This window comes from Stenotrophomonas sp. SrG, from assembly GCF_050031795.1.
In the GTDB taxonomy this organism is placed as follows: Bacteria; Pseudomonadota; Gammaproteobacteria; order Xanthomonadales; family Xanthomonadaceae; genus Stenotrophomonas; species Stenotrophomonas rhizophila_A.
Genome location: NZ_JBNBBE010001216.1, coordinates 1 through 237, shown reverse-complemented (window position 1 = coordinate 237; position 237 = coordinate 1). Strand labels below are relative to the sequence as shown.

Below are 237 nucleotides of genomic sequence, written 5' to 3'. Positions count from 1 at the left end.
ACTACGCGCTTGGGCGGGTCGACCAGCTTGCCGCGCTTGCGGCGGCGGCGCTTTTCGGTGGCGCAGGTGTGTTCGTAGATCAGGATGCTGGTGCCCTTCACTTCGCGCAGCTGCTTCTGCACCGCATCCAGCTCGGCGCGGGCGTGGAATTCCACGCCCTCGGGGAACAGCTCGCGCGTGTTCCACATGCCGAGCTCATCAATCACCAGCACGATCCTCTGCACACCGTCGGCGCGC

The 237-nt window shown here is 66.2% G+C and carries 1 protein-coding gene; it reads right to left on the bottom strand.

The genetic code is table 11. The features are described 5' to 3' along the window. Positions 1-237, bottom strand: a 237-nt coding sequence (locus tag ACQG3P_RS23300; protein WP_426806367.1) for a hypothetical protein, incomplete at both ends; no start/stop codon positions are given.